General features: G+C 72.8%; 20 protein-coding genes and 1 riboswitch. Of the genes, 14 read left to right on the top strand and 6 right to left on the bottom strand.

Translation table 11 applies throughout. From position 1 onward, the window contains the following. Positions 1-58 precede the first annotated feature (58 nt). The gene (locus tag WMF12_RS04605; protein WP_437866572.1) at positions 59-553 is read left to right on the top strand and encodes a hypothetical protein; all 495 of its coding nucleotides are present in this window, start codon (positions 59-61) and stop codon (positions 551-553) included. A 13-nt stretch (positions 554-566) separates the two neighbouring features. On the opposite strand, the gene WMF12_RS04600 is transcribed toward WMF12_RS04605, so the two are convergent. Beyond that, complete coding sequence (locus WMF12_RS04600) at positions 567-2,768, bottom strand: TonB-dependent receptor (protein WP_437866564.1); 2,202 nt, start codon at positions 2,766-2,768, stop codon at positions 567-569. A 238-nt stretch (positions 2,769-3,006) separates the two neighbouring features. Next, a riboswitch (cobalamin riboswitch) is annotated at positions 3,007-3,214 on the bottom strand. A 150-nt stretch (positions 3,215-3,364) separates the two neighbouring features. On the opposite strand from WMF12_RS04600, the gene typA reads away from it, so the two are divergent. Both typA and WMF12_RS04590 read left to right on the top strand, forming a co-directional pair. Continuing rightward, positions 3,365-5,251, top strand: a complete 1,887-nt coding sequence (gene typA, locus WMF12_RS04595; protein WP_437866548.1) for a translational GTPase TypA — start codon at positions 3,365-3,367, stop codon at positions 5,249-5,251. 89 nt (positions 5,252-5,340) lie between these two features. Next, entirely contained in the window at positions 5,341-5,835 is a 495-nt protein-coding gene (locus WMF12_RS04590) for a hypothetical protein (RefSeq protein ID WP_437866535.1), read from the top strand. On the opposite strand, the gene WMF12_RS04585 is transcribed toward WMF12_RS04590, so the two are convergent. After that, positions 5,823-6,761, bottom strand: coding sequence for a LysR family transcriptional regulator (locus WMF12_RS04585; RefSeq protein ID WP_437866526.1), 939 nt, complete (start codon positions 6,759-6,761; stop codon positions 5,823-5,825). The genes WMF12_RS04590 and WMF12_RS04585 overlap by 13 nt on opposite strands. Before the next feature lie 192 nt (positions 6,762-6,953). Between WMF12_RS04585 and WMF12_RS04580 the strand changes: the two genes are divergently transcribed. Beyond that, positions 6,954-7,763, top strand: coding sequence for a haloacid dehalogenase type II (locus WMF12_RS04580; RefSeq protein ID WP_437866512.1), 810 nt, complete (start codon positions 6,954-6,956; stop codon positions 7,761-7,763). Between the two features lie 55 nt (positions 7,764-7,818). Here WMF12_RS04580 and WMF12_RS04575 read toward each other — a convergent pair whose 3' ends face one another. Beyond that, entirely contained in the window at positions 7,819-8,418 is a 600-nt protein-coding gene (locus WMF12_RS04575; RefSeq protein ID WP_437866495.1) for a DUF1990 family protein, read from the bottom strand. Positions 8,419-8,715: 297 nt separating this feature from the next. Here WMF12_RS04575 and WMF12_RS04570 point away from each other — a divergent pair, with 297 nt between their 5' ends. The 9 genes from WMF12_RS04570 to WMF12_RS04530 all read left to right on the top strand — a co-directional run bounded on the left by WMF12_RS04570 (position 8,716) and on the right by WMF12_RS04530 (position 16,772). Next, positions 8,716-9,075, top strand: coding sequence for a hypothetical protein (locus WMF12_RS04570; protein WP_437866490.1), 360 nt, complete (start codon positions 8,716-8,718; stop codon positions 9,073-9,075). A gap of 5 nt (positions 9,076-9,080) precedes the next feature. Then, complete coding sequence (locus WMF12_RS04565; protein WP_437866484.1) at positions 9,081-10,259, top strand: caspase, EACC1-associated type; 1,179 nt, start codon at positions 9,081-9,083, stop codon at positions 10,257-10,259. Positions 10,260-10,396: 137 nt separating this feature from the next. Continuing rightward, positions 10,397-10,894: an HD domain-containing protein gene (locus WMF12_RS04560; RefSeq protein ID WP_437761427.1), complete on the top strand. Its 498-nt coding sequence runs from the start codon at positions 10,397-10,399 to the stop codon at positions 10,892-10,894. Beyond that, positions 10,866-11,318 carry an RNA polymerase sigma factor gene (locus tag WMF12_RS04555; RefSeq protein WP_437866468.1) on the top strand — a complete coding sequence of 151 codons (453 nt, stop codon included), beginning with the start codon at positions 10,866-10,868 and terminating at the stop codon, positions 11,316-11,318. Before WMF12_RS04560 ends, WMF12_RS04555 begins: the two co-directional genes overlap by 29 nt. After that, entirely contained in the window at positions 11,315-12,151 is an 837-nt protein-coding gene (locus WMF12_RS04550) for a nucleotide-binding enzyme (RefSeq protein WP_437866461.1), read from the top strand. Before WMF12_RS04555 ends, WMF12_RS04550 begins: the two co-directional genes overlap by 4 nt. A gap of 280 nt (positions 12,152-12,431) precedes the next feature. Further along, positions 12,432-13,481 carry a DUF2169 domain-containing protein gene (locus tag WMF12_RS04545; protein WP_437866455.1) on the top strand — a complete coding sequence of 350 codons (1,050 nt, stop codon included), beginning with the start codon at positions 12,432-12,434 and terminating at the stop codon, positions 13,479-13,481. 224 nt (positions 13,482-13,705) lie between these two features. Next, a complete protein-coding gene (locus WMF12_RS04540) occupies positions 13,706-14,548 on the top strand; it encodes a helix-turn-helix transcriptional regulator (protein WP_437866445.1) in 843 nt (280 codons plus the stop codon). Between the two features lie 44 nt (positions 14,549-14,592). Next, positions 14,593-15,780 carry a methylated-DNA--[protein]-cysteine S-methyltransferase gene (locus WMF12_RS04535; RefSeq protein WP_437866433.1) on the top strand — a complete coding sequence of 396 codons (1,188 nt, stop codon included), beginning with the start codon at positions 14,593-14,595 and terminating at the stop codon, positions 15,778-15,780. Between the two features lie 269 nt (positions 15,781-16,049). Beyond that, complete coding sequence (locus WMF12_RS04530) at positions 16,050-16,772, top strand: glutathione peroxidase (RefSeq protein ID WP_437866427.1); 723 nt, start codon at positions 16,050-16,052, stop codon at positions 16,770-16,772. Between the two features lie 42 nt (positions 16,773-16,814). On the opposite strand, the gene WMF12_RS04525 is transcribed toward WMF12_RS04530, so the two are convergent. After that, positions 16,815-18,317, bottom strand: coding sequence for a hypothetical protein (locus WMF12_RS04525; protein ID WP_437866420.1), 1,503 nt, complete (start codon positions 18,315-18,317; stop codon positions 16,815-16,817). A gap of 173 nt (positions 18,318-18,490) precedes the next feature. After that, positions 18,491-20,287, bottom strand: coding sequence for an AMP-dependent synthetase/ligase (locus WMF12_RS04520; protein ID WP_437866415.1), 1,797 nt, complete (start codon positions 20,285-20,287; stop codon positions 18,491-18,493). 261 nt (positions 20,288-20,548) lie between these two features. Here WMF12_RS04520 and WMF12_RS04515 point away from each other — a divergent pair, with 261 nt between their 5' ends. Then, positions 20,549-22,276, top strand: a complete 1,728-nt coding sequence (locus WMF12_RS04515; protein WP_437866406.1) for a protein kinase domain-containing protein — start codon at positions 20,549-20,551, stop codon at positions 22,274-22,276. On the opposite strand, the gene WMF12_RS04510 is transcribed toward WMF12_RS04515, so the two are convergent. Continuing rightward, positions 22,227-26,078, bottom strand: a complete 3,852-nt coding sequence (locus tag WMF12_RS04510) for a serine/threonine-protein kinase (protein ID WP_437866377.1) — start codon at positions 26,076-26,078, stop codon at positions 22,227-22,229. The two genes, WMF12_RS04515 and WMF12_RS04510, sit on opposite strands and share 50 nt — an antisense overlap. Positions 26,079-26,197: the final 119 nt, after the last annotated feature.

Here is a 26,197-nt window from a genome sequence, read left to right as displayed (position 1 = left end):
TGTACCCTGAGGCAACCGCGAGCATCTCCGCTGCGACCGCTCCAGAACGAGCACGATCATGCATCCTGACCCCTGGCACCTGGTCACCAGACAACCGGACTACGTCCTGGCTTCCTGGCACCAGATCTTCTGTGTCATCTGGCGCCGCGAGACGACCGAGGACGGCGCGCGCCACTTGCGGGACGCGTGCGCGGAGTTCGCGAAGAAGCACCCGCGCGGCATAGGGCTGCTCACCCTCGTCGAGAGCGGGGCGTCGTTGCCGCCGGCGCCCGCGCGCAGGGCGATCGCGAGCTTCCTCGCGGAGGCGAGCGCAACCATCAGGTGCTCAGCGGTCGTCTTCGAGGGCTCGGGGTTCCAGGCGGCGATGGTTCGCAGCGTCGTGACAGGGCTCACGCTCATTGCCCGTCAGCGTTATCCGCACAGGGTATGTGACATCCGGGAAGCCTGGCAGATGTTCGCAGAGCTCCTGCCCCTGGCGACGGGCGCCGCCGTGAGCGAAGCCGCGTTCCGGGCATCGCTCGACGCGCTGCGCGAGGACCTCCGCCGGACATGAGCCGGCGCTGCGCCTACTCCCAGTACAGCGTCGCCCGCCCGATCGCGGTGAACGGCCACCCCGGCGAGTAGTGGATCCCGGTGACCGCGGCCGGCTCGTACTGCAGCCGCGACTCGCTCGCGAACTGGACCTCTCGCCACGTCGTGTCGAAGAGGTTCTGGATGTCCACGGCCACCTCGACGTTCTTCCACCGCAGCCCGGCGTTGGCGTCGACGACCGTGAACCCCTCGGCGGTGAGCGACTCGTCCTCGGTCGCGGGCCGAGCGCCGATCGCCTTGACCCGCAGCGCCGCGAACGGCGTGAACGCGCCGAGCGTCGGGCGGACGCCGACGCCCGCGGTCAGCGTCTGGGTCGGCGCGAGGGCGACCGCGCTCGCGTTGCCGGCGTTCTCGCGGAAGCGCGCGCGGGTGAAGGTCGCGTCCACGTCCGCGAAGAGCCAGCTCCGGAGCCGGTAGCGCCCGCCGATCTCGATCCCGTAGCGCCGCGTCTGCCCCGACGCCTCGGTCGCGCCCGCGTCGCCGCTCCAGACCAGCTCCGAGTCCAGGTCGAGCAGGAACGCGGCCCCGCTCAGCGACAGCCCGCGCAAGGGCGCGACCCGCAGGCCGACCTCGTAGCCCGTCGCGGGCGTGATCAGCGTCGCCGCCCCCTGCCCCAGCACCACGCCCTGCGCGTCGTTCGAGTGGAAGCCCCGCCCGAAGTGGGCGAAGAGATCGACCCCCTCGACGGGCGACACGATCGCCGTGAGCTTCGGGAGCAGCTGCATCTGTCCCCGGGCGCCGCTCGACCTGTTCCCCGCCGCCTCGAGGTCCTCGCCCGGATCGTCCACGTTGACGTCGATCCACTGCGCGCGCGCCCCGAGCACGACGCGGAGCCAGCGCCGGAGCCGGGCGTCCTGCTCGACGTAGACGCCGATCTGGCTCTCATCGACGTGGGTCCTGCTCTTCTCCTCGATCCGTTCGCGCGCCTCGTCGTGGTGGAGGGACTTGTCGATCGCGTCCGCGCGGATCTGCGCGCCGAGCGAGGTCGTGAACCTCGCCCCGCCGATCTCGTATTGCCTGCGGAAGCGGAGATCGGCGCCGCCGACCGTGCGGTCGTCGTTCTGCTCGATCTGGTCGCCGTGGACGGGGTCCTCGCTGAAGAAGGTGAAGTTCGAGTACAGCGTGAAGCGGTAGCGGACGAGGTAGGCCAGCGCGCTCAGATCGGCGTCCCGCCACGCGGTCGAGTACGCGACGGACGCCATGTGCCGCTCGGTCGCCCCGCCCTCGGTCGGATCCACGGCGCCGAAATGGTCGATGCACGGCTGTCCGAACGCCGACGGCGGCGGGTTCAACCCGCCCTGCTCGCCCTCGCCGCACACGGCGCGCGCGGGGATCTGGCCGGAGCCGTGCCAGGTCGATCCATACGACATCCAGGTCATCTGGATCTTCCCGGTGTTGTCGAGATCGTGCGTGGCCCGCAGGTACACGTTGAAGCGCTCGAGCCGCTCCGGGCTCAGGAACGGCCCGTCGTTCCGGTAGATCTCCGCCGCGGCCACCGCGCGCCACGCGTCGCCGAGATCCGGCGAGGCGAGGACGAGGCCGCGCTGGATACCGTACTGCCCCAGGCTGACCTGCGCGTAGCTCTCCTCGAGCTTCTCGGCGAAGCGCAGGTTGACGGCGCCCGCCGTACCGAAGTCGCCGATGCTCGCGTAATAAGGCCCCTTGTACCCGTCGAGCCCTGTCACGAGCTCCGGGATCATGAAGTAGAGATCGGTGAAGCCGTGGCCGTGGCCGTGGCTGACCATGTTGACGGGCACGCCGTCGACGAAGAAGGCGACGTCGGTCCCATGATCCGCGTCGAATCCGCGGAGGAAGTACTGGTTCGCCTTGCCGCCGCCCGCGTGCTGCACGGCGAAGAGCCCGGGGACCGACTCGAGGATGTCGCCCGGCCGGAGCCTCGGCCTGAGCTCGAGCTCCCGGTGTCCGACGGAGACGCGCGACGCGGCCTCGCTGCCCGGCTTCTCCGCCTGGATCGTGACCTCGATCGCGGCGTCGCCCGCGGGCGCGCCCTCGCCGGTGGGCTCTGCAGCGGCGGCCTCCGGCGGGGCAGCGGGCGACTCGGGGGTGTCGCCCTCGGCGCGCGCGGGCCGCGCGGCGGCCAGCACCATGGATAACGCGGCGAGCAGGTGAAATGGATGGCGGCGCCCGTGGCTCGTCGTGACCGTCTCGCGCAGCATTCGTGTCCTCCTTCGCCGCAATCGCGCGGAGCGGCGTCGGGCCGCTCGCGTCGAGCTCCGCGAGGACGAAATGGCTGGCCAGCGCACGGTGCGCTGGACCGACCTCTCGCCCCCGCGGGCGACCGGAAGGCGACGCGGGGGGCGGTTCGGTATCCGGGACGTGGCAGAGGCAGAGCTGCACCGGCTCGGACCTCACCGCCTCCCTCGAGGCTCCCAGGTCGAACCGGCGCCGGATGTCTCCCGCCGCCGGGCGCTGGCAGGTCTTCGGGCTCGCGAGCGCTCCGGTCTGACCGGCTCCCTACTGTCCACCGCTTCCCAGCCCTCGTCGGGCCAGTGCTTGGGGTGGAGGTCGTTCTCGCTTACCGCTGCGGGGCAGCCCCGGAGTTTCACCGGGTTCCCTCTTCGGCCCAGGCGAACGCCCGGGCACCAGCACGGCGCGCACCCTATGGCCGTGCGCCTTCGGCTGTCAATCGCTACCGCTCCGCTCGCCCGCTCGACGCGCGCCGCTCTCGCGCCATGCGCGCGCCTCGCGCTCTCCATCCGAGCGCCTCGACGCGGGCCTGCCGTGCAGGCCGAACGTTCGGGCTCTAGCGAGGATGGGCTCGCTCCTCCGTGGGTCGCGTGCTACACGGCCGCCGCCGTATATGCCCCGTAACGATCTCCGCAACATCGCCATCGTCGCCCACGTCGACCACGGGAAGACGACCCTCGTCGATCACATGCTCCGCCAGTCGGGCGCCTTCCGAGAGAACGAGGTCGTGGCCGAGCGCGTCATGGACTCGAACGACCTCGAGCGGGAGCGCGGCATCACCATCCTCGCGAAGAACACGAGCATCCGGTACCGCGGGGTCAAGATCAACATCGTCGACACGCCCGGCCACTCCGACTTCGGCGGCGAGGTCGAGCGCACGCTCATGATGGCCGACGGGGCGCTCCTCCTCGTCGACGCCGCCGAGGGCCCGCTGCCGCAGACGCGCTTCGTGCTCTCGAAGTGCCTCCAGCGCGGCTTCCCGGTCATCGTGGTCATCAACAAGATCGACCGGAGCGACGCGCGCGCCCACGAGGTGCTCTCCGAGGTGTTCGACCTCTTCTGTGACCTCGAGGCGAGCGACGCGCAGATGGACTTCTCGACGCTCTACGCCGTGGCGAAGCTCGGCCAGGCGAAGCGCGAGCTCGAGCACGAGGCGAAGGACCTCGAGCCGCTCTTCGAGACCATCCTCGAGCGGGTCCCCGGCCCCTCCGGCGACCCCGACGGTCCGCTCCAGGTCATCGTCTGCAACACGACCCACGACGAGTACGTGGGCCGGCTCGCGGTCGGCCGCGTGGTCCGCGGCACCGCCCGGTCCGGCGCCGACGTCGCGCTCCTCGGCGAGGGCGGCCAGTCGCGCGGCTACGTGAAGATGCTCTACGCCTACGAGGGGCTGAAGCGCGTCGCGGTCGAGAGCGCCGTCGCGGGCGAGGTGATCGCGATCGCCGGGCTCGACACGGTCACGATCGGCGACACGATCACGGATCCGGCGCACCCCGAGGCGCTGCCGCGCATCGTCGTCGAGGAGCCGACGATCAAGATGAAGATCGGCGTCAACACGTCGACCTTCGCCGGCAAGTGCAAGCAGTCGAAGTACCTCACGAGCCGTCACCTGAAGGAGCGGCTCGAGCGCGAGGCGATGAAGAACCTCGCGATCCGGGTGGAGCCGACGGAGGTGCCCGACACGTTCGTGGTGCTCGGCCGCGGCGAGCTCCAGCTGGCGATCCTCGTGGAGACGATGCGGCGCGAGGGGTACGAGATGCAGCTCTCGAACCCCGAGGTCGTGACGCGCGAGATCGACGGCGAGGTGATGGAGCCGCTCGAGCTCGTGGTCGTGGACGTGCCGGACACCTACGTCGGCATCGTGACCGAGCGCCTCAGCTCCCGGCGCGGCCGGATGGTGAAGATGACGAACCCCGGCTTCGGCCGCGCCCGCCTCGAGTTCCGGGTGCCGTCGCGCGGGCTCATCGGCTTCCGCGGCGAGTTCCTGACGGCGACGCGCGGGACGGGCCTGCTCAACACGATGTTCGACGGCTGGGCGCCCTGGGGCGGCCCGATGATGCGCCGCCCGACCGGCGCCATCGTCGCCGATCGCGTCGGCGTGGCGACCCCGTACGCGCTGCACCACCTGCAGCCGCGTGGCATGTTCTTCATCGTCCCCGGCGTCGAGGTCTACGAGGGGATGATCATCGGCGAGCACAACCGGCCGAACGACACCGACGTCAACGTCATCAAGGAGAAGAAGCTGTCGAACGTGCGCAACCACGGCAAGGACGAGAACGTCCTCCTGGCCAGCCCGCGGCTGCTCACGATCGAGACGGCGATGGAGTGGATCGACGGCGACGAGCTCGTCGAGGTCACGCCCGACGCGGTGCGCGTCCGCAAGAAGGTGCTCGCGTGCAACCGCCGGGAGCGCCGCGAGGACGCGATCGAGCAATCGCAGGCGGTGGAGTGAGCGGCATCGGACGCCCGACGCGCGCCCGACGCGCGCCCGACGCGCCCGACGCGCGCCCTGCCGTGCCTGCCGCGCGATAGGATGCCCTGATGAGAACGCCGCTGCTCTTCGCTTTCCTGGCTTCGCTCGTCGCGCTCTCGGGGGCGGGCGCTTGCGGCGGGGCCGTCGTCGTCGACGGGCTCCCCGGGAGCTCCGACGGCGCCGGGGGCGCCGGCGCGGCCCAAAGCTCTCCGTCGGCGAGCTCCGGCGGGCCCTCCATCGAAGAGCAGAGGGCCTCATGCGATTTCTTCTGCTCGCTCTTCGTCGAGGTCACGTGCCCGGAGCTCCGGTGTCGCGAGCAATGCGCGGACCTGCTCTCCGAGCAGCGCCCCTGCAACGCGCTGACCGCCCCTTTCTTCGACTGCGCGGGCGAGACCGTCGCCTCCGCGGACCGGATCCCCTGCGCGTTCCTCGCGCCGTCGGTCGCGTCGCTCTTCGATTGCCTGAGCGGGCGCGTTCGGGAGTGCACGACCGATTTCCTGCCCCCGACGTGCGACGCGCAGTTCGAGGAGCTCAGGGCGTGCCAGCGCGATCAGGGCCGGTAGCGGGGGCGCTCGTCGCCTGACGCGCGCGGCCGCGCGCCGGGGTCGAGGGCGCTCCGGAGCGGCCCGAGGGCGTCGGCGACGAACGTGACGAGCGCCTTCACGCGCGGCACACCGCGCGTATCGCGGTGCACCCCGAGCCATAGCTTGCGCCCTGGCGGCGGCGAGGGCGGCGAGAGCAGGCAAAGGCCGGCGGTCGCGTCGCCGAGGTAGCGGGGCAGGCAGACGAGCCCGACGCCGGCGGCCCCCATCGTCGCCTGGGGCTCGCGGCCGTTGGTGCGCGCGGCGACGCGGGCCTTCGCGGCGACGGCGCGCACCCACGACAGGTCGGCGATCGCCGGAGGATCGTCGTTCATGGTGACGAGGGTGTGGCCCTCGCACTGCCGGCCCCAGTCCGGCGGGCCGCGCTCGGCGAGGTAGGCCTCCGATGCATAGAGCCCGAACCCGATCCGCGCGACCTCGCGCTGGAAGACCTCGTGGTGCTCGAACGCGGCGGGGCGAAGGGCGATGTCCGCTTCCCGCCGCGGCAGGCTCAGCCACCGCGCGTCCGCGATGAGATCGACGGAGATGGCGGGGTGGCGCGCGAGGAACGGGACGAGCAGCGGCCCGAGGACGCGCGTGGCGAGCCACTCGGACGCGGTGATACGGAGGTGGCCTCTCAGGCCTGCGTCGCGTCCGGCGGCGGCGCGCTCGGCCGCGAGCGCGTCCTGCTCCATGCGCTCGGCGTGGCCGAGCACGCTCTCGCCCGCGGCCGAGAGCGCGAACCCCGACGGCGAGCGCTGGAAGAGCCTCGCCCCGAGGCGCCGCTCGAACGCCGCGACGCGCCGCCCCACGGTCGGCTGGGTGACCTTCAGGACGCGCGCGGCGGCGGAGAGGTTGCCGTGCCGCGCGACGGCGAGGAAGTAGCGCAGATCGTCCCAGTCGAGCATGGCTCCGGGGCGCGGGGCGCTGCTGCCGGAGAGCGCTCCGCGCCATGCAAAGGTGCATGGCGAGTCTACGTCGATGGCGGATCCCCGGGCAACGACGGACCGCGCATGCTCTCCCGCGTGCGTTCCCGCACCCGCGCACTCGCGCTCTCGCAGGTCGCGTGTTCCACGTCGGATGATCCGATGGAGGCCGGCATGTTGACGAATCGTCGTGAGTTTCTCCACCGCGTGACCGGCACGGCCGCGGCGGGCTTCCTGGGCTCGGCTCCGGCCGGGACCGCCTCCTGTGCCGCCCAGCACGGGCCGGCGCCGCCGCGGCCGGCGCCGGGACCGAAGATCAAGGCGGTCGCCTTCGACGCCTTTCCGATCTTCGATCCGCGGCCGATCGCGGCGCTCGCGGAGGAGCTCTGTCCGGGCAAGGGAGCATCGCTGAGCGAGGCGTGGCGCACCCGGCAATTCGAGTACACGTGGCTCCGGGTCGCGTCCCACGAGTATGCCGACTTCTGGCAGGTGACGGCGGATGCGCTGGTGTTCGCCGAGCGCGCGCTGGCGCTCGATCTCGGGGAGGAGAAGCGGGCGCGGCTCCTCGGCGCCTACCTCGATCTCCGGGCGTGGCCCGACGTGCTGCCGGCGCTCCGGGCGCTGAGGGGCGCGGGGCTCCGGCTCTCGTTCCTGTCGAACTTCACGCCGAGGATGCTCGGGGCCGCCATCGAGAGCTCCGGTCTGGATGGCCTGTTCGAGCACGTGCTCAGCACGGACGGGGCGAGGACGTACAAGCCGGATCCTCGCGCGTACCGGATGGCGCTCGACGCGTTCGGCCTCACGCGCGAGGAGATCGCGTTCGTCGCGTTCGCCGGCTGGGACGCCGCGGGGGCCCGGTGGTTCGGCTATCCCACGTTCTGGGTCAACCGCCTGGGCCTGCCGGCCGAGGAGCTCGGCGTGAGCGCCGACGCGACGGGAGCGAGCCTCTCGGATCTTGTGGAGTTCGTGAAGGAGAGGGCGTGACCGGCGGGGCCATGCCGCCTGTGCGATCAGCTGGTCCCAGGGCTCCCGGCACGCCTCACGGCGGCGAGGTCGTGGCGCTGCGCATGGCGCACATGGAGTCGCGGGCGAACCGCGCCTGGACCCGGCGCGCGTAGGGAAAGCCGAGCCGGGCGAGGAGGTGGTTCGGCCGGGAGACGGCGAAGATGTCGTAGGCGACCTCGCCGGAAGGCTCGTCGTGTTCGACGAGAAAGCGCTCCTCGCCGCGCTCGCCGTGCTCCTCCAATGTCCCGTAAGCGAAGCCGAACCGGCGCACAGGGCCGCTCGTCTCGTCGACGGTGTAAACGATCCGGCAGGCGTTGAGCCAGTGAATCCCGAGCACGCGGACGAGGATCACCACGGTGACGCCGGCCTGGAGGGGAGCGTCGGGATAGCAGAGCTCGACCCAGCCGAGCCGGAACTGCGCCCAGCGCCGCATCGCCTCGACAGCGCGGTCGAAGAGCGCGGCGCCCTGGCCGAGCACCGCGCGGTGGTGGTCGACGTTGAAGCCGGCAGGCGGCCGCGGGCGGCCGTCGCCGGCGCCGGTGCAGCCGACCTCCGCGTACGAGAGCGGCCGGCCCGCCTGGCGAGCGAGGAAGGCGCGGATCGCGGCGTCGGAGGGGCGGGCGCGGGAGAGCACGAGGGGCAGGATAGCCGATCACGGAGACGCCATCTTGATGGCTTTACAGTCACGACGAAGCACGAGGAGCAACTTCGCGGCTGACCGGCCTGCACGGATCCGCCAGGGCTCTCACGGATGGATCAGCATGGACATGAGATGTGCTGGACGATCGCGAAGAGGGCTTCAGGCGCGCTTCGCAGATCGAGGATGGCGGCGCGCGCCGCGCGCGGGCTCGCCGACCCGCGCGGCTGGCACCTGCCGGCGAGCGCTGATACGCTCCTCGGCGACTCGTAACAGCGAGGAGGTGCATGGCCAATGGACATGCAGTTCAAATTTCACGACGCCGATGTCGAGGCCGACCAGCTGGACACGATGCTCGAGAGCTTGATGCGCGACATCGGCACCGCAGGCGCGACCCCGTGCCGCGCCGTTGAAGGCCACCTCCCCAAGAACGCGAAGGGAGACGCCTTCACCGTCGGTGCCATCGCGCTCGCCGCGCTCCCCGCGGTGCTTCCCCAGGTGATTCAGCTCGTCAATGAGTGGGTCGTCCGCGCGCCGAGGCGCCGCATTCGCATCCGGGGGAAGAACGGTCTGGAGGTCGAGTTCACCTCGGACAAGCCGCTCGGGGAGAAGGAAGTGCTCGACCTCGCGCGCCGCATCAGCGCAATCAAATGACAGCCTTGGACAGAGATCCTGTGCTGGGCGGACGGGACCGCATCGCGCTCATCATCGCGAACGGAATGTACGCGGACGGCAGGTTGCGCTCGCTTCAGGCGCCCGCCCTCGACGCATCGAAGCTCGCCGACACGATGGGAAACCCGGACATCGGCGATTTTCGCGTCGAGCTCTGCGTCGATGGCAGTCAGCTCGAAGTCCGGAAGGCCATCGGCGCGCTCTTCCATCGCCGCCATCCGGAGGATCTGCTCGTCCTCTACTACTCCGGTCATGGCCTGAAGGACGACTGGGGGCACCTCCACCTCGCCACACACGACACGGAGAAAGAGCTCTTCAGCGCGACCTCGGTCGACGCGGCGTGGATCAGCCGCCAGATCGATCAGTGCCCCGCGAAGCGCATCGTCCTGATCCTCGACTGCTGCTACAGCGGCGCCTACGAGAACTCCGCCAAGAGCGAGCAGGACAGCGTCGACATCGCCGGGACGTTCATGGGAGACGGCTCGGGTCGCGTCGTGATCTCCGCCACGACGTCGGTTCAGCTGGCGTGGCAGGCTGACCAGCCCGTGGGGGTGCCCCCGCAGTCGATCTTCACGCGCCACATCGTCGAGGGCCTGTCGACCGGCACAGCCGATCTGGACCGAGACGGATACGTCGATGTCCACGAGCTCTGCGAGTACGTGCAAGCGAGCATCAAGGCCGAGGGAGGCCGGCAAACCCCGCAGATGTGGACGCAGAAGTACGAGGGGCGGCTGCGCATCGCGAAGGCCCCGCTCCGGCCCACCATCCCGGCGTCGGGCGGAAACACGTCGATCGCCTACGAGCTCCTCGTGTGCAACGGGCCTCTCGCGGGTCGGCGGTTCCTGCTCCGGCCTGGAGAGTTCAGGGTAGGGCGAGAGCCCGATTGCTTCATCCGCCTCGATGATCCGAAGGTGTCGCGAAAGCACGCGACGATCGTCGTCGGAGCGGATGAGGTGCGCGTGATCGACCAGGGAAGCACGCACGGGACCATGATCGACGATCAGCGCATCACGAGCGCATTGCTCCCGCAAAACGGCCAGATCATCGTCGGGGGCACCGTGCTCAGGCTGGTCCGCCTGGAGGCCCCAGGCACACGTCAGACCGCGGAGACGGCCGCGCAACTCACGCCGCCGAGGAAGCGATCGGCCACCCTGTTCACTCCCTGACTCCTGGCGCAGGGGGCGCCCGCGCTATGCTTCGGCTCGCCCGGCGCGCGGGGCCTCCCGGTGGGTGTGACCGCGCCCCAGGGTGAAGGGGCACCGCTCGCCCGCAGCCCGCGGGCGGCCTGACCGCCCTCCCGTCGATGCACAAGGACCTCCTCGATCTCCTCCTCGCCCTCGACCGCGTGCCGCAGGATCCGCGCTGGCACCCCGAGGGCGACGCGCTCTTCCATTCCCTGCAGGTCTTCGACCTGGCCCGCCGCGAGACCGCGGATCGCTCGCTCTGGGCCGCGGCCCTGCTCCACGACGTCGGCAAGGCGTTCGCCTGCGCCGACCACGCCGAGGAGGGGGCCGACGTGCTCGCGGAGCTCGTGTGCCCGCGGATCGTCTGGCTCGTGCGGCACCACCTCCACCTGCTGCGCGCGCCCGGCGCGACCCGGCGGCGCCTGCGGCGCACGAAGGCGCTCGCGGACCTCGCGCGGCTCCGCCGCTGGGACGTCGGCGGCCGCTCGCCCGAGGCGACCGTGCTCCGCCCCGAGGCCGCCGTGGAGCTCCTGCTCGACGGCGCAGACTGGACCCTGCTCTCGATCGGCGGCGAGCCCGCCCCCTCCGATGACCTGCGAAAGGAGCCGCTCGCCTGAGCGCAAGGTCCGCCGGGAGGTCCTCTGCGACGACGTCGACCGCTGGGGCGACGATCGCCGGCTCTGGGGCGGCGAGGCCGAGCCGCCCGGGCGAGCGCGGCTCTGCGCCGCGGTGCGGGACGCGGTCGAGACCGCGCTGACGGCGAAGCAGCGGGAGGTCGTCGAGGCGTATTTCTTCGACGGCCTTTCGCAGGGCGAGATCGCGCGCCGCCTCGGCGTGGCGCAGCAGGTGGTGCAGAAGCGCCTGTTCGGGGCGCCTCGGGGCGGCCGGGTGGTCGGCGGCGCGATGCTCCGGCTGCGGCAAGCCCTCGAGCCGGCGGTCGCCGCGGCGCCGGCGCGGGCGGCGGCGCCGGCGCAAGCGACGGAAGCGCCGGCGCGGGCGGCGGAGGCGCCGGCAGCGCGCGCGGCGCGGGTGGCCCGATGAGCGCCGAGCGCTTCGGCGGGCTGCGGGCCCGCATCGCCGCGGAGGCCGCGCGCCTCATGTACGAGGAAGGCGTGGACCAGTACTTCACCGCCAAGCGGATGGCCGCGAAGCGGATCCTCGGCCAGGTGGAGGGGCGGCGAGCGCGCTACCGGCCCGCGGACCTGCCCTCGAACGGCGAGATCCGCGAGGCGCTGCTCCTCTTCGCCAAGCGCGCCGAGGGGAGCCAGCGGACGCGCCGGCTCTTCGCGCTGCGCATCGTGGCGCTGGAGGCCATGCGCGCGCTCGCGCCGTTCTCGCCGCGGCTCATCGGCTCGGTCTCCACCGGCCATATCCGCCGCGGCAGCGACGTCGATCTGCACGTGTTCCCCGCCGACGAGGAGGCGCTGGAGCGGCACGTGCGGGCGCTCGGCTGGACGTTCGACCGGGAGCGCGTGACGATCCAGAAGGGCGGAGAGCTCCGGGAGTACGTCCACTACCACGTGGCGGACGTGGCGCCCCTCGAGCTCACGGTGTACGCCCCGCGCGATCTGAGGGCGCGGCCCCGCAGCAGCACCGATGGGAAGCCGATCGTGCGCCTCGGCGTCGCCGCGCTCTCGGCGCTCTGCGCCCGGGATCACCCCGGCGCGTGGGAGCGCTACCTGGAGACCGGCGAGGTGGAGGGCATGGACGCGCTGCTCGAGGCGGACGAGGACGAGCCGCTCCCCGGGCCGTTCGATGGGCTGCTCCACGATACCGGCGAGGACGGCGACGAGCCGGCCTGCGCCGAGCCCGGCGAGGAGGACGACGCAACTCAAGACTACGAGCCGCTCCCCGGCTTCGAGGACACGGCCTGAGACCCCGCCCTCAGGCGAGGAGGGTCCGGCGCTCCTGCGCTCCCGCGACGGCACGAAGGGAACTCGTCGTTCGCCGAGCGCGAGGTTCGACACCGATGGATGGATAGGACGACTCGCCGGATTCGGATCCTGCGGTCGTCGCCGGACTCTGTCGCTTTCACCCGCGCTGCGAGGCCGATGAACCTCCTCGGCGGGCGGAGAGGCGAACGTCGGACGACGCGTCGGTGTCGCGGCGCGGCGAGGCTTGACCCTCGCGACGCCCCGGTGCTCTCATGGCGCGGTGAAGTCCGAGGCCCCGCCCATTCCCAGCGCGATTGCGGCGCCTTCCGGAACGGCGGCGGCGGCGGTGATGTGGCGCGCGCGGGGGCGGCTCCACCTCACGGTGATCGCCAAGGCGACCTTCGCCTTCGTCGACGGCGCACCGATGATTCCCGTCGAGCCGCAAAAAATCATCGATGCCGACATCCACCATCACAACCACCCGGGCCGCAGCGTCCGGTTGACGAGCGATCTCGCGCCCTACCTCGCGCGCATCGACGTGTTCTTCACGGGCCACGCGCACGCGCCGCCGGGCCCGCCTGCGGCGCCCTTCTCCGTGCGCCTCGCGCTCTTCGCCGGCGAGCGCCCGATCCTCGACAAGGCGCTCTCGATCGAGCCCGGCGGCGCGGAGAAGGCGATCCCGCTCGCCTACGAGCGCGCATTCGGGGGGATCGGCATGGCCGACAACCCGTTCGGCACCGATCGCCCGGCCGTCCTGGATCCCTCGCGGCGCGACCACCCGGCGGGCTTCGCGCCGCTCGGGAGCGTGTGGCCGTCGCGCAGGCGGCTGCTCGGGCGTACGCCCCACAAGGCGCTCGAGGGGCCCATCCTCGAGATCCCCGACGATTTCGACTGGAGCTACTTCCAGGCGGCCCCCCCCGATCAGCGCGTCGAAGCCCTGGTCGGCGACGAGTGGCTCGTGCTCACGGGGCTCCACCCGACGCTCGCAGCGCTGCGGACGCGGCTCCCCGGGGCGCGCGCCCTCGCGCGCGTCCATGGCCTCTCCGCGTTCGGCGTCACGGAGGGGCAGCCGCTCGATCTCGTGCTGGACACGCTGCACGTCGACGGCGACCGGCAATCGTGCTCGCTGGTCTGGCGGCGCAGCTTCCCGCTCGCGGAGGCAGCAGCGCTCGCGGCGGTGCGTGTCGTCGTCGGTGTCGAGGTGCCGGGCGCCCCGCCCGCATGGCTGGCTCCTGCCGAGATCGCGATAGCGGCCCAGAGCGTTATCGCGACGTCCGATCCGACAGGGGTGACGCTCAACGTGTCCGATCAAGACGCCGTCAGTACGTGAGCGAGGCCGTCGCGCAACCCATTCCGAAGGCGCTGACGGCGGTCGCTATCACGGTCTGAACGGCGTTCGGGACCTGGGAGCGGTCGCAAACGGTGTCCGGGGGGACTGTCGAGGTCGACGGCGCGCGCGGGCCCCCGAGCGGCGGGCGCGGCGCCGCGCGGCGGCGCAGCACGGGCGCGGGGCGCGTTGCTCGGCCTCGCCGCCGCAAGTACATTCGGTGACCCATGGACGTCACGACGCTGGTGCGGGGCGACGCCATCTCGGTGGTCGACTACCGGTGCCGCTCCGGGCCCGGGGACGCGCCGTTCGCCGAGCTCCACCGCGGCTTCTCCGTCTCCTACGTGCGCAAGGGCAGCTTCGGTTACCGCGTCCGGGGGGAGGCGTTCGAGCTCGTGGCCGGGTCGCTCCTGGTCGGCCACCCCGGCGACGAGTACACGTGCTCGCACGAGCACGTCGTCGGGGACGAGTGCCTGTCGTTCCAGCTCGCGCCGGCGCTCGTCGAGGCCCTCGGCGACGGCGACGGCGCGTTCCGGGCCGGCGGCCTGCCGCCGGTGCCCGAGCTGATGGTGCTCGGCGAGCTCGCGCAGGCGGCCGCCGAGGGCAGGAGCGACATCGGCGTCGACGAGGTGGGGGTGCTCCTCGCCGCCCGCTTCGTCGAGGTCGCCTCCGGCCGGAAGCGAAGGCCGCCGGACACCGGGGCGCGCGACCGCCGCCGCGCCGTCGAGGCGGCGCTCTGGCTGGACGAGCACGCGCACGAGCCGATCGACCTCGAGGGCGCGGCGCGGGAGGTCGGGCTCAGCCCGTTCCACTTCCTGCGGGTCTTCGGGAAGGTCGTCGGCGTGACCCCGCACCAGTACCTGGTCCGCGCCCGCCTGCGCCGCGCGGCGCGCCTCCTCGCCGACGGCGCCCGGTCGATCACCGACATCGCGCTCGACGTCGGGTTCGGCGACCTCTCCAACTTCGTCCGCACCTTCCACCGCGCGGCCGGCGTCTCGCCCCGCGGCTTCCGGAAGGCGGCGAGGGGGGATCGCAAGATCTTCCAAGATCGCCTCGCCGCGCGCTCCTAGGATGGCCGCCGGACGCGGGCGCCCCGCCTGCCCGCGAGGACCCCATGACAGCAACGGCACACGGCTTCCTCCTGTTCGACACGGCGATCGGCCGCTGCGGCATCGCGTGGGGCGAGCGCGGCGTCGCCGCCTTGCAGCTCCCCGAGGCGCGCGAGCCCGAGACGCGGTCGCGCCTGCTCCAGCGCCTCCCGGGCGCCCAGGCGGCGGCGCCGCCGCCCGAGGTGCAGCGCGCGGTCGACGCGATCGTCGCGCTCCTGCGCGGCGAGGCGAGCGACCTGTCCGCCGTCGCGCTCGACATGGATCGGGTGCCGCCGTTCCACCGCCGCGTCTACGAGGTCGCGCGCACCATCCCGCCGGGCGCGACGCTGACCTACGGCGAAGTCGCGGCGCGCCTCGGGGCGGTCGGCTCGGCGCGCGCCGTGGGGCAGGCGCTCGGGCGGAACCCGTTCGCGATCATCGTCCCGTGCCACCGCGTGCTCGCGGCCGGCGGCAAGGCCGGCGGCTTCTCCGCGAACGGCGGCGTCACGACGAAGCTCCGCCTCCTCGCGATCGAGGGCGGCCAGGCGCGCGGCGCTCCAAAGGCCGCGCCCGGCGGCGACTTCGGCTTCGATCCGGGCGCCGCCGTCGAGCACCTGCGCGCGTCCGACGCGGCGCTCGCGCGCGTCATCGACGCGGTCGGGCCGTTCGCCCTGCGGATCGACAGGACGTCGAGCCTCTTCCTCGCGCTCGCGGAGTCGATCGTCTACCAGCAGCTCACCGGCAAGGCCGCCGCGACCATCTTCGCGCGCGTGCGCGCGCTCTTCCCGCGAGCGCACGAGGGCCCCACGCCCGCGCAGCTCCTGCGCGCCTCCGACGAGAAGCTCCGCGGCGCCGGCCTCTCGCAGGCGAAGCTCCTCGCGCTGCGCGACCTCGCGCGGAAGACGGAGGACGGCGAGCTCCCCACGCTCGCCGAGGTCCACGGCATGGAGGACGAGGCGATCATCGAGCGCCTCACGCGGGTGCGCGGCATCGGCCGGTGGACGGTGGAGATGCTCCTCATGTTCCGCCTCGGCCGCCCGGACGTGCTGCCCGTGGACGACTACGGTATCCGCAAGGGCTTCGCGCTCGCGTTCAAGCGGCCCGAGCCGCCTGCGCGCGCGGATCTCGAGAAGCGCGGCGCGCGGTGGAAGCCGTACCGCACGGTGGCGAGCTGGTACCTCTGGCGCGCGGTGGATCTGGCGCGGAGCGGCTGACGCCTCGCCCCGCGGCGGCGCTGGAGCTGCCCAGCGGGGCGCCTCTTCTGGCGCCGTCGCCCGGGCGAGCAGCCTTCGCGGCGCGTCCATCGGTCGGGCTCGCCATCGCGGCGCGGCCCTCGGTCGGGCTCGCCGTCGCGCTGGCCGGCGTCGAAGCTCGGGGCTACGTTCTCGCCGGCCCGAGAGCGCCGCGTGGAGCGCCGCACGACGCTGGACAAGGTTGCCGTCGCGGATGGCAACGAGAAGAGCACGGGAGGAGTACGACTGTCATGCTGAAGAACCTCGAAGGGCAGCGCGTTCCGGATGTCACGTTTCGTACGCGTATCGACGGTCAGTGGAAGGACGTGACCACCAAGGACGTGTTCGCTGGCAAGAAGGTGGTGGTGTTCGCGCTGCCGGGCGCCTTCACGCCGACCTGCTCGAGCAGCCACGTGCCGCGCTACAACGAGCTCGCGGAGGAGTTCGAGCGGCGCGGGGTGGACACGATCGCGTGTGTGTCCGTGAACGACGCGTTCGTGATGGATGAGTGGTGCAAGGCGCAGGAGGCGGACAAGATCCAGTTCCTGCCCGACGGGAACGGGGAGTTCTCCGAGAAGATGGGCATGCTCGTCGACAAGGCGAACCTCGGCTTCGGCAAGCGCTCGTGGCGCTATTCGATGCTGGTCGACGACGGCGTGATCAAGAAGATGTTCATCGAGCCCGAGGTGGAGGGCGATCCCTTCGATGTGTCGGACGCGGACACGATGCTGAAGTACCTGGATCCGTCGTCGAAGTCGCCGCACGACGTGCTGCTGTTCACGAAGCCGGGCTGTGGCTACTGCACCAAGGCGAAGCGGCTCCTCGACGCGCGGAAGATTCCTTACGAGGAGGTGGCGGCCTCGCCGCGCCGCCTGCGCGCGGTGAGCGGCAAGGGCACGACCCCGCAGGTCTTCGTCGACGGCAAGCACATCGGCGGCGCCGACGAGCTCGAAGCCTACCTCGCGAAGGCCTGATTCACGAAGGCGGCCTGGGCGCCCCCCGGCGATGGGGGGCGCCTACGCGCCGCCCTCCGGGTCCGACGGCTCGGCGCGGAAATGGGTCACCGCGGGCGCCGAGGCCGGCACCACCGCGGGCGCCGAGGCCGGCGACACCGCCGGCGCCTCCACGTGGGCGGCGGCCGAGCTGCGGCGCGCCGCGGCGGCGCACCTGTCGCTGTTCATGGCGAACTGCCCGATGCTGCTCCATAACCTGTCGAACTCGGCCTGATCGAAGGTCGACCGGGACTGGAACAGGTCGTATCCGCCGTATTTCGGGTCCGCTCCGTCGCCGTCCTCCGGGGCGATGAACCGATAGTGGCCCATCACGTCGGCGTGGTCGGCGTCGACCAGGAAGCTGCGCTTCGTGTCGGGATAGACCATCGATACGCAGTTGACGATCCCGTCGTTCATCTCCGGATCGAGCGACTCGGTCTGGGTCGGGTCGTCGAACCGTGGCACGGAGCAGGACGGCCCGAGGGCCTCGACCACCTTCGGATCCTTGATGTTGGCCGTGATGCCGTGAAAGATGCCGAAGGCGCCCAGGAACGGGCCGCCGGGATCGCGCTTCGCCCGGGTGACGATCGACCGGAGCGCGATGCCCCGCTGCTCGTAGTACGCGCTCAGCTCCTCCTCGAGCTCCGCCCCGAGGAGGCTGGCTTTCCTTGCCTGCTTCGCGCTCTTGATGGAGGCCGCGAGCTCGCGCGGCCAGGCGCCGAGGCCGCGCGCGGACAGGCCATGTTTGGACCAGCGCTCCTCGCGCGACGACTGGCCTGACAGCGGCAGGGGATCGAGATCCTCGAAGGCCTCGGTGTCCTCGGCGACGTGCAGCAGCCAGCGGAGCACGTTGAAGTACTCGCCGCGCGCCTCGGCCCTGGCGAGGTCGTCGCACGGCAACGCGTGGAAGCGCTCGATCGTGTCGAGGGCGGCGCGGACGATGCCATCCGATTGGCCGAACACCTGCAGGAGCGTCTTCGCGCGGCGGGCCGCGGAGCTCGCGTCCTTCGGGCCAGCCAGGCGGAGCCACCAGTGGAGGGCCCCGGCCAGGCCTGTGAGGAGGGGCTGCCTCCGGTGGAAGACGTGGGCGAGGTTCGTCCCGCGGTGCGGCGTCGAGAGGAACTGGATCGAGCAGATGCTCTCGAGGATGCGCTCTACCGGGACGCCGTAGACCGACCCTTTCTGCTCGGTCTCGGCCAGGAGCAGGAGCATCAGCGTCTTGATGTCCCGCCCGCCGGTCGAGTGGCCCACGAGGTGGACGCAGTCCCGCTGGCCACGGCCCGCGCCCCCGTGGAACACCCCCTGCCTGAACCGATCCGCGAGCCAGCGGAGGAGCGCGTGCGCGCGGGTGTCCACGCTCGCCGTGGGCAGGTTCGGGAAGCAATGCACCGAGAGCGGGCCTTGATACGGCCCGGTATCGGTGTTTCGGAGGATCTCCGTGACACCGCTGTAATAGACGATCCCACCCAGGATATCGAAGCCCGCAAAACCCGGCACGAGCACGAGGTGGCTTCTCGGTGAACTCATGGCTTTTCCCTCCCACATGAAAGGGCCGCGCGCATCCCTTCGGGAGATGAGCGACAGCCCGACATTCTCTGATCGAGCGGGCGCCCGGCCACGGGGCGCCTCTCCCAGGGCCGGGCGAGCGCCGCGGCGCGTTCGTCGACCGACCGCCCGCCGGCGGGGCCCGTGGCCCCCGCTCACTCGGCGGGATACATCTCGTCGATGGTCCCGCGGAAGCGCTGCTCGATCACGTTGCGCTTCATCTTCAGCGTCGGCGTCATCTCGCCGTCCTGCACCGAGAACTCGCGGCCGAGGACCGTGAACCGCTTGATCTGCTCGAAGCTGGCGAGCTCCGCGTTCAGGGCGTCGACGTGCACCCTCACCTGGCCGACCACCTCGGGGCTCGTGATCGCGGCGTCGCTGCTCAGGGCGCCCCGATCCTTCAGCTCGGCGAGCTTGCCCTCGGTCAGCGTGATCAGCGCCGAGAGGTACTTGCGGCCGTCGCCCACCATGCACACCTGGCTGATGATCTCCGCCGCCTTGAGCCTCTCCTCGATCGGGAGCGGCGCGATCATCTTGCCGCCCGAGGTCTTGAGGATCTCCTTCTTGCGGCCCCGGATCTTGAGCTGTCCGCGGTCGTTCCACTCGCCGAGATCGCCCGTGTGCAGCCAGCCGTCCTCGAGCGCGGCCTCCGTCGCCGCCTTGTCCTTGTAATAACCCACGAACACGTGCCGGCCGCGGGTCAAGATCTCGCCGTCCTCGGCCAGCTTGAACTCGACGCCCGGCACGGGCTTGCCCACGGTGCCCGCGCTCTCGATGCCCGGCTCGGTCATGCAGATGACGCCGGTCGACTCCGTCTGGCCGAAGTCCTCGAGGATCTCGAGGTTCAGCGCGCGGAACCACGTCGAGATGTGCGGCGCGAGCGCCGCCGCGCCCGAGGCGAGCACCTCGGCCTTGCCCAGGCCGAGCGCCGCGCGCACCTTGCCCAGCACGAGCTTGTCGGCGAGCTTGAGCTGCAAGGCGTCGAGCGCGCTCGGCGCGCGCTGCGCGTACTTCGCCTGGGCCACGCGGGCGCCCACGGCGAGCGCCCACTCGGCCAGCTTCTTCTTGGCGCCCTTGCCGCCGCGCACCTTCGCCATCACGCCTTCCATCATCTTCTCCCAGAGCCGCGGCACGCAGAGCAGCAGCGTGGGCTGCACCTCGGGGAGCTCGATCGAGACGTTCTCGAACTTCGAGCAGAAGTTGACGGTGTAGCGCTGGGTGAGCCCCGCCCCGACGCACTGCAGCTTCTCGGCGATGTGACAGAGCGGGAGGAACGAGAACATCGTGCCGCGCGCGAACGGCAGGTTCCAGTACTTCACGGCCATGTCGGCCGTGTAAGCCAGGTTGTCGTGCGAGAGCATGGCCCCCTTGGGGTTGCCCGTCGTGCCCGAGGTGTAGATCAGGAACGCGCCGGCCCTGGGGTCGATCTTCGCCAGGTAGTCGGCGAACGTCTTCGCGCCCGGCTGCCCCGCGAGCGCGCGGCCCTCGGCCAGGGCCTGTTCGTAGGAGATCGCCTTGGGAGAGATCGATGTGTCGCCATCGAAGACGAGGATCCAACTCACGCTGTCAGGGACGGAATACTCGCCCTTCTCTCCGGAGATCTTCTGGAAGTACTCCTTGTTTTGCACCGAGAGCAGCGTCGCCTCGGTGTGGTTCAGGATGTACTGGATGTCTTTCGCGGTGGAGTTCGGGTAGAGGCCCGCCGACTTGCCCCCGACGAGCAGCGCCGCCAGGTCGACGTGGACCCACTGCGGGCAGTTGTACGAGAGGATCGCGCCGACCTGGTTCGCGTCGAAGCCCCTGGACTCCAGGAACAGCGCGAGGTGGTGAACCCGGTCACGGTACTCGCGCGCGGTCAGCGTCTTCCACTCGCCTTGAGATTTGAAGCGCTGGGCCGGCGCGTCAGGAGATTCGTTAGCCCACTGTTCCAGACGGTGGAGGACGGTGCTCATTGCATCTCCTGCGGCTCAAGGCCTCGGGGGTCGCGGGGTGGCCAGGATGCGGGAGCCGCCGGGGCATTGTCAATCAGCGTCGAGGAGCCCCTCGAAGCGCTGGGCGGCACAGGACGAGCCGCCGGTTGTCTCGTTCCGCGTTCCGCTTCCGCGCGCCGCGTACCGCCCGGTCCGGACGTCACGGTCCACGGTTCGGCATGGCCGCCCGGCGCCGCGGCCTGATACGATCCGATAAGGAACCTCACCTCACGTGGCCCGTCCATGCGGCATGTCCCCGAGCGCTTTCAGATCGTCCGGCGGCTCGGGGCAGGTGGCTTCGGGATCGTGTACGAGGCGATCGATCGCGAGCGCGGGGAGCGGGTCGCCCTGAAGGCGCTCGCGCGCGTGGGCGCCTCGGCGCTGTACCGCTTCAAGCGGGAGTTCCGGGCGCTCGCGGACGTCACACACGACAACCTCGTCCGGCTCCACGAGCTCATCGGCAGCGGGGACGAGTGGTTCTTCACCATGGAGCTCGTGCGCGGGGTCGACTGGCTCACGCACGTGCGCGGGCAGGGAGCCGCGGGCGGCGCCGCCTCGTGGCCCAGCCTGACCAGCACCGCGCCCCCGGACGAGGGGATCGATCTCGACGCCACGCTGGAGGAGCCGGTCGAGCGCCCGCCCGCGTCCTCTCCTGCCGGCGCCGCCTGCGCGGAGGCGCGCGCCGACCTCGGGCGGGTGCGGTCCTCGCTCGTCCAGGTCGCGCGGGCGCTCCAGGCGGTCCACGCGGCGCGGCTCGTCCACCGGGACGTGAAGCCCTCCAACGTGCTCGTCACGGCCGAGGGGCGCGCCGTCGTGCTCGATTTCGGCATCGCCTCGCGCCTCTCGACCAGCGGCAGCGGGCAGAGCGCGACCGACGCCGAGCAGCTCGTCGGGACGCCGCGCTACATGGCGCCGGAGCAGGTGGGCGCGAGCGCCGCCGCGCCGAGCGCCGACTGGTACGCGCTCGGCGTGATGCTCTTCGAGGCGCTGGCAGGGAGGCCGCCCTTCACGGGCACGTCGATCGAAGTCCTCGCCGAGAAGCAGCGATCCGCGCCGCCCCGGCTCCGCGACGTCGCGCCGTGGGCGCCGGACGACCTGGCCGACCTGGTCGCCGATCTCCTGTGCGCGGCGCCGGAGCGGCGCCCCTCCGGCGCGGAGGTGGTGCGGCGGCTCGGCGCGGCGGGTGATCTCGCGGCGGCACCCCCCGACCCGGCGGCGCCGGTCGGTCGCGGCGGCCGCGGCCCGTCGCGCGCGGCGGAGGAGGCGCCGGCGACGCGGCCGCGGGAGCTCGAGGCGCTCGCAGGCGCGCTCGCGCGGGCGCGGGAGGGGCGGCCGGGGCTGGTCCTCGTCCAGGGCGCCGCCGCGGCGAACGGGGGCGCGCTCGTGCGTGCGTTCCTCGACGGCGAGGCCGGTGACGCGCTCGTGCTCGAGGGCAGGTGCCACGAGCGCGAGCAGGTGCCGTTCAGGGCGCTCGACGGCGCGATCGACGCGCTCAGCCGCCACCTCGTGCGGACCCCGCCGGGGGAGGCCGCCGCGCTCATGCCCCGCGGCGCCGCCGCGCTCGCCCGCGTCTTTCCCGTGCTCGCGCGCGTCCCGGCCGTGCGCGCGTCGCCGCCGCTCGCTGCGCCGCGGAGCGCAGCGGAAGAGGGCGAGGAGCGGCTCCGGGCGCGCGCTTCGGCCGCGCTGGGCGATCTGCTCGGGCGGATCTCCGACCGGCGCGCCGTTGTCGTGTTCATCGACGACGCCCACTGGGGCGACGCGGAGAGCGCGTCGCTGCTCGCGGAGATCATGGCCTCGCCGGACCCGGCCGCGCTCCTGCTGATCGTCGCCTACCGCCCCGAGGACGCCGGAGCGAGCCCGCTGCTCTCGGCGCTCCGGACCTCCCCGGCGATGGCCGCGGTGCACACCGTGGAGATCGACCTCACGGAAACCCCGGCGCGAAGATCGCCGCCAGGCGCGCGGGGTTCCTGACGCCCTGGCCCGCCATCCAGGCGTCCGCGGCCTGGACCAGGGAGCGGCCCTCGTCCCCGCCGAGGAGCTGGCCGCGGCGGCGGCGCGCGCAGGCGGCGAAGAGGGCCATCCCGCGCTCGTCGAACGCGGCCGCGGCCGCCGCGAGGAGCGACAGCGCCGAGGCGGCCTGGCCCCGCTGCGCCGCGATGGCGGCGCGCAGGGACATCACCATCGGAGCGACCCACGGCGCGCCCTCGCGCGACAGCCGCCGGGCGTCGCGCGCCGCGCCGCGGAGGAGGGCCCGGCCGAGCCGCGCGTCGCCGGCGCCGTCGCGCGCGGCGGCCTCCAGCGCCGCGGACGCGCGCAGGTGATGGATCAAGACGCGGTAGTACTGGAACCTCGGCAGGAACGACCAGGCGATCTTGCGCCAGCGGTCCTCGATCCTCCGCAGCGCCGCGAGCGGCGCGCCGGCGTAGAGATCGATGCGCCCGAGCGCCAGGGTCTCCAGGCAGTCGAGGTGATCGAACGCGCGGCGCGGCCAGCGCGCCATGGCGCCCAGCACCTCGTCGCGCGCGGCGTCGGGCCGGTCCGCGGCGAGCGGCACGATGTACGTGAGCCCCACCCGGAAGAAGCTGGCCGCGTAGAGGTCGCCGCGCGCGTCCGCGTCCGCGCAGCGCGGCGCCGCGAGGCGGGCCAGCGCGTCGAGCTCGCCGCGGTGGTAGTGGGCCACCATCATGAACCGGCTGGTGGTGCCCAGCTCCCACGCGACGCCCGCGCACCGCGCGCGCAGGAGGTCCTCGGCCTCGCGGCAGAGCTCGAGGCCCTCGGCCCAGCGCCCGGAGAGGCTCTCGACGACGCCGAGCATGCCCTTGTTGACGGCGATGAGGTACGGGTCGCCGACCTTCTCCGCGAGCGCCGCCGCCGTGCCGTAGAGCCGGTGGGCCTGGCGGCGCCCCACGACGTGGTCCGTGCCGAGGTGCGCGATCTCGGTCGCGATGGCGCGGGCGAGGCGGTAGGGCTCGCCCGCGCGGAGCGCGAGGAGGAGGTGCCTCGCCTGGAACTCGGCGCCCTGGAGGACGTCGGCCATGGCGAGCCCGACGGAGGCCGACCAGCAGATGTCGAGGCGCGTCAGCGTCTCGGCCGGCAGATCGCGGGCGTCGCGCTCCCGGAAGCGGAAGCCGCGCACGCGCAGGAGCAGGCGGAAGAACAGGAGCGAGAGCAGCACCGCCCACCGGCGCTCGGCGAGCCGCATCCCCACGGCCGCGAGGACGCCCCGGAGCGCGCGCTTGCCCTCCTCGATGTGGCCGCTCACGAGCAGCTGCTCGGCGGCGCACCGCCGCAGATCGAGGCTCTCCCGCGGCGGCGCGCCCTCGGCCGCGGCGGCGTACGCCCGGGCCGCCTCCGCGCCGCGGCCGGCGTTGCGCAGGGCGTGCGCGAGCTTGACCCGCAGCGCGCGCGCCTCCCCCGCGCCGGCCGGCGCCGCCTCGAGCGCGGCGGCGAAGTGCTCCGCGGCGCGATCGAAGGCGAGCGCCTCGGCCGCGCGGTCGCCGGCCAGGACCGCGTAACGGGCCGCCTCGCCGGGGCGCCCGGCGCGCCGGAAGTGCACGGCGAGCACGTCCGCGTCGGCCCGCCCCGAGGCCTCCAGGACGGCGGCGAGCCGCAGGTGGACCTCGGCGAGCTCCGCCGCGCCGAGCTGCGCGAGGGCCGCCTCGCGGATGCGGTCGTGGAACGCCTCGAGCTCCTGCTCGCCGTGCTGCCCCCGCGCGCGCACGACGCTGCCGGCCCGGAGCGCCGCGAGCGCGGCCCGCTCCTGCTCGGGGGTGAGCGCCGCGGCCTGCCGCGCGTCGCGGAGATCGAGCGGCTTGCCCGACACGGCGATGACCTCGAGCAGGCGCCTCGCCTCGGCGGGCAGGCGCAGGAGGCGGTTCGCGAGGACCGATCCCAGCCGGACGCCGCCGGCGTCCGCGCCGCGCGCCGACTCCGGCGCGGCCTGGCCCTGCACGTCGCGCGAGAGCTCGATCACGAAGAAGGGGCTCCCGGCCGCCTCCGCCGCGATCGCGTCGGCCTGCGCGACGGCGCGAGGGCCGCCGCCGAGGAAGGCCAGCGCGAGGTCGCGCCCCTCCTCGGGGGTGAGCGCGCCGACGGCCAGGGAGCGCACGTCGCCCTCGTCCCCGTCGCTCGGGGCTGGCGGGAGCAGCCGCGCGAGGAGCTCGCTCCGCTCGGCGTCCTCGCTCCGGTAGCAGAGGAGCAGCAGTAGCGCGGGCGCGTCGGGCTCGCGGAGGACGTCGGTGAGGAGCGCGGCGCTGTCGGCGTCCCCCCACTGGAGGTCGTCGATGAACAGGACGAGCGGCCGTCGATCCGCGATCCGCGCGAGGATCTCGCGGAGCGCGGCGAACCCGCGCCGGCGGAGCTCCCGGGCGTCCGGGGGCTCGATCTCGCGCCGCGGCGCCCGGGCGATCGCGTCGACCCGCCCGAGCACCGGGAAGAGGCGCACGACCGCGTGGACGTCGCGCGGCATGAGCTCGGCGGCCTCCAGCCTGGGGAGGCGCGAGAGGTGGCGGCTGAGCGCGTCGATCAGGCTGTCGACGGCCTTGTAGGGGACGGATTCCCGCTCGTAACACCGGCCCTCGAGGATCACCGCGTCATCCACGCGCGCGCGGTCGTCGAGGAAGCGCCGGACGAGCGCGGTCTTGCCCGTGCCCGACGCGCCGTGGATGTGCAGGGTGGTCGCCCGCCCTCCCCTCGCCCGCTCGAACGCCCCGCGCAGCGCGTCGATGTGCCGCTGCCGCCCGACGAACGGCGCGGCGCTCCCGGCCGGCGGCCCCGGGCGCGCCTCGGCGAGCGGCGGCGCGCCGGCGCTGCCGCGGGCGTCGCCGCTCGGCGGCAGCAGCCGCCGGAGCACCTCGGGCGCCGGGGGCCGCTCGTCGGGCGCGCGGCGCAGGAGCTCCGCGCAGAGGGCGTCGAGGTCCTCCGGGATGCCCGGCGCGAGGGCGCTCGGAGGAGGCGGCTCTTCCACCTGCTTTCGCAGGATGACGTCGAGCGCCCCTCCCTCGAACGGCCGGCGCCCGGTGAGCGCCTCGTGGAGCATGACGCCCACCGCGTACCAGTCGCAGGCGGGCGACAGGGAGCCGGCCTTCGCCTGCTCCGGCGCCATGTATGCCGGCGTCCCCGCGATGTGGCTGCCGCTCTGGTCGATGGAGCCGCTCGAGAGCTCCGCCACGAGGCCGAAATCGAGGATGACGACGCGCCCCTCGCGCGTCACCAGCACGTTCGACGGCTTGAGGTCGCGATGGAGCTTGCCGGCCGCGTGGAGCGCGGCGAGGCCCTGGGCGAGCTGGAGGAGCGCGCTCCTCAGCGGCCCCCAGGGCGGCGGCGGAGCGGCGGCCGGGTCGCGCCCGGCGTCGCCGGCGGCCGGATGGGGCCGCGCCGCCGACAGGTCCGGTTCCGTCGCGTCCGGATCGTCCCGGGCGAGGCTGGGCGCGGAGGGGCTGGGCGCAGAGGCGGCGCGGGCGCCGCGGGCCAATGAGCCGCGCACGGAGGAGAGGAAATCGATGCCCTCGATGAGGTCCATCGTGAAAAACCACCGATCGTCCTCGGAGAACAGCTCGTGGAGCGCGACCAGGTTCGGGTGGACGACCTCGGACAGGGCGCGGAACTCGCGCTTGAACCGGTAGAGCGCGACCGGGTCGAGGCGGTGGAGCGATTTCAATGCGACGCGCGCCCCCCGCTCGCGATCCTGCGCCTCGTAGACGGCGCCGAACGCGCCCTCGCCGAGGCGGCGGCCGATCGAGAATCGCGCATTGCTGGGGGGCGTCCGCTGCATCGAATCGCTCTGCAGTGCCCGGCCTGCGGGCGGCGAGCCTACCACGCGGTGCGCGCGATTTTGCGCCGGATTCCGCGCCGGATTCCGCGCCGACCTGGAGCCTTGCGCGCCCTGGCGCC

This window comes from Sorangium sp. So ce363 (assembly GCF_051520435.1).
Classification (GTDB): domain Bacteria; phylum Myxococcota_A; class Polyangia; order Polyangiales; family Polyangiaceae; genus Sorangium; species Sorangium cellulosum_B.
This window is presented reverse-complemented; position numbering and strand designations above follow the sequence as displayed.